3 protein-coding genes are annotated in these 3118 nt (G+C 45.2%); all 3 read right to left on the bottom strand.

Going from position 1 to position 3118, the window contains the following annotated elements:
* The coding region (locus IQQ51_RS27455; RefSeq protein ID WP_228013069.1) for a TRAP transporter large permease at positions 1-804 on the bottom strand (804 nt) is incomplete at its 3' end.
* Positions 805-816: 12 nt separating this feature from the next.
* The gene (locus tag IQQ51_RS20660; RefSeq protein WP_050635125.1) at positions 817-1359 is read right to left on the bottom strand and encodes a TRAP transporter small permease subunit; all 543 of its coding nucleotides are present in this window, start codon (positions 1357-1359) and stop codon (positions 817-819) included.
* A gap of 232 nt (positions 1360-1591) precedes the next feature.
* Positions 1592-2686 carry a TRAP transporter substrate-binding protein gene (locus IQQ51_RS20655; RefSeq protein WP_048607172.1) on the bottom strand — a complete coding sequence of 365 codons (1095 nt, stop codon included), beginning with the start codon at positions 2684-2686 and terminating at the stop codon, positions 1592-1594.
* Positions 2687-3118: the final 432 nt, after the last annotated feature.

Below are 3118 nucleotides of genomic sequence, written 5' to 3'. Positions count from 1 at the left end.
CGACCAACTAAACTGACCGTAAAGCAGTGCAAGTATCATCGCACCCGCGCCACCTAATGCCGCTGACTCTGTTGGCGTAGCAACACCTGCGAAGATAGAGCCGAGTACAACAATGATGAGCGCTAAAGGCGGAAGAATCGCTTTCAGTGCATTAAACACTTCTTGCTTACGGCTGATGGAGTCATCACGTTCAATCGGTTGAGCCGCTTCAGGGTGTAGCTTCGCGTATATCAAGATATAAACGATGTACGCGCCGACCAGCATCACACCCGGCCAAATCGCCGCTTGGAACAAGTCGCCAACCGGAACACCGAGTACATCACCTAATAAGATCAGTACGATAGAAGGCGGAATGATCTGCCCTAGCGTACCAGACGCACAAATAGTGCCGCAGGCTAAGCCTTTGTCGTAGTTGTACTTAAGCATTACGGGTAACGAGATAAGACCCATCGCCACTACCGAAGCCCCTACTACGCCGGTTGACGCAGCAAGCAGTGAACCTACGAGTACCGTCGAGATTGCGATACCACCACGAACACCACCAAACAGTCGGCCCATTGACTCAAGCAACTGCTCAGCAAGCTTGGTCTTTTGCAGAACAAGCCCCATGAAGACAAACAATGGAACGGCCATCAGCACCGTGTTTTCCATGATTGATTGAATTCGATATGGCATAAAGGCAAACATTTCGATGCCCTCAGCCCAAACACCAAAGATTAAGGCGATACCACCAAAGGTGAAGGCCACTGGGAAGCCAAGTAAAAGTGCAAACAAGGCTACGAAAAACATTACTATTCCAATCATGTTCAGCCTCTACTAATTCTTTGTATGAGTATTGTTTGCATGGATAAGATGCGGATTAAAAATCTTATTAAGTGAATGCAGGATTAAACCCACGCCACTGAGTGCCATTAGGAAGAATGACAGCGGGATCATGGCTTTGATGATCCAGCGATATGGCAAGCCACCCGGGTCACCTGAGGTTTCGCCGAGGTTATAACTCTCTTTGGCCACATCAATTCCAAACCAAGCAACCAGTAAACAGAAAGGCATCAGAAAGATAAGTGTGCCGAGCAGGTCAATAATGGCTTGTGCCTTGAAGCTCAGTTGCTCGTAGAACACATCCACTCGCACATGGCCACCAGCCTTGATGGCATAAGGAACACCTAATAGGAAAACGGCTGAGAAGAGGTGCCACTCCATCTCTTGGAAAGCGATTGAGACATCATTGAAGGCATATCTCATGACAACGTCATACACAACGTTGGCGATAAGTAGAATAAACAACATACTGGAAAGCCATCCCAGTGCATCACCGATACGATTAAACACGCGTTCAATATAAATTAGACTTCGCATTCCCGACTCCATGGAATTTGAAAAGACATCTTGCAGTACAGCTAACCCAACTAAAAACAATTCAGTTTATAGCTAGCAATAGGCACGACGTAGAAAGGGTTCTTGGGCAATTCATTATTATGTTTAAAATGAACCCGCCGCTTATCTGTTTAGGTACTTAAGCCCTTAGACTTAAGCTATGTAACAGTACGTTTGCTTTGGGTTCATTTAGCTTCAGTTCAACAACTGTCGATTATTTCGCTTGGCTATTTAGATAAGCTCTGTGTGAAATATCCGTCCATGAACGTACTTGCTCTAGGTAGCTTGCTTGTGAAGCTTGTATCTCTTTCGCCAACTCATCTTTCTCAGCGTGCTCAGCAAGAAGACGATCGTTCGCTTCTTTCAGTGCCGACATTACCTCTGGTGGGAAATCTTTAACTTGTACATCTGGGTATTCTGTTTTCATTGAAACCCAGTTCTTACCACTTTCGTGCGTAGCTTGTGTGTACATGTCATAAGCCGCTGTACGCATGGCAACACGCAAGATCTCTTGTAGGTCTTCAGGAAGCTTGTTCCATGTACGCTTATTCACTAGGAATTGAAGCTCTGAACCCGGCTCATGCCAACCTGTGTAGTAGTAAGGCGCGATTTTGTGGAAACCCATACGTAGATCAAGTGATGGACCTACCCACTCCAGTGCATCGATTGTGCGACGCTCCAAAGAGGTGTAAAGCTCACCCGGAGCAATGTTTGTCGGTTTAGCACCTAGCTCTGCAAGAATCTCACCCGCAAAACCTGGGATTCGCATTTTCAGACCTTGTAGATCTTCAACGCTGTTGATCTCTTTTTGAAACCAACCACCCATCTGGATATCCGTGTTACCACCAGGGAAAGACATCAAGTTATGTGGAGAGTAAACCTGCTCCATCAACTCCATACCACCACCGTGATAGAACCACGCGTATTGTTCTGCTGGCGTCATACCGAAAGGCATAGAAGTGAAGTAAAGAGTGTTTGGAACTTTACCTTTCCAGTAGTAAGAGCCTGAGTGACCCATGTCGTATTGACCAGACTTAACCATGTCAAAAACGCCAAGAGGTGCTTTGTGTTTGTTTGCTGAATCGATTCTGATTTGCAGTCGACCATTCGACATCTTCTCAGCCATCGCCGCCATGTTTTTGGTTGCATCACCGAAAACTGGGAAGTTTGGTCCCCAAGTTTCCGCAAGTTTTAAACGGTAAACCTTATCAGCGGCTGTAGCACCAGTAGCGACCAAAGCTAAACAAGCCGCAGCAGTTACTGCAACGTTTTTAAAAACTCGTGTGAGGGAGTTAGAAATGAGACTCATGTTCACGTCCTTTGTTGGGTTAACACTCTTTCTATGAGCATTTTTTATGATTCAACATAAGAGTGCACCGTGATGAGGCAACAAGATATCAGGGAGAGCACGCACGACGGGCGCACACAAACTGCGTATTAGACCAAAGGATTACGTAGAACTACGTAGGAGATGATTGGGTAATGTCGATTTTAAAGGATTGAGATCATTCACAAGGAAAATGCTTATTGATAAATACCTAAGTATTAATAATTAAATACTATTAACAATTGATTGCCATTTCGTGATGAAGCTCTATTCATTGCTGTATTTTAGGGAAAGCAATCAAGGCTTTGCTCTCTTACTCTACCTAGCTAACGCCCTACTTTAGTGCTTGCTGATTCGAAGCTCTGACACGAGACAACAGTAATCAGTTAAGCCGTATATCGAATTGGAAGTGAG

Origin of the sequence: Vibrio sp. OPT18, from assembly GCF_015163615.1 — a bacterium.
Taxonomy (GTDB): domain Bacteria; phylum Pseudomonadota; class Gammaproteobacteria; order Enterobacterales; family Vibrionaceae; genus Vibrio; species Vibrio coralliirubri.
The sequence above is the reverse complement of the archived record's forward strand: the minus strand, read 5'-3'. Positions and strand labels throughout refer to the sequence as shown.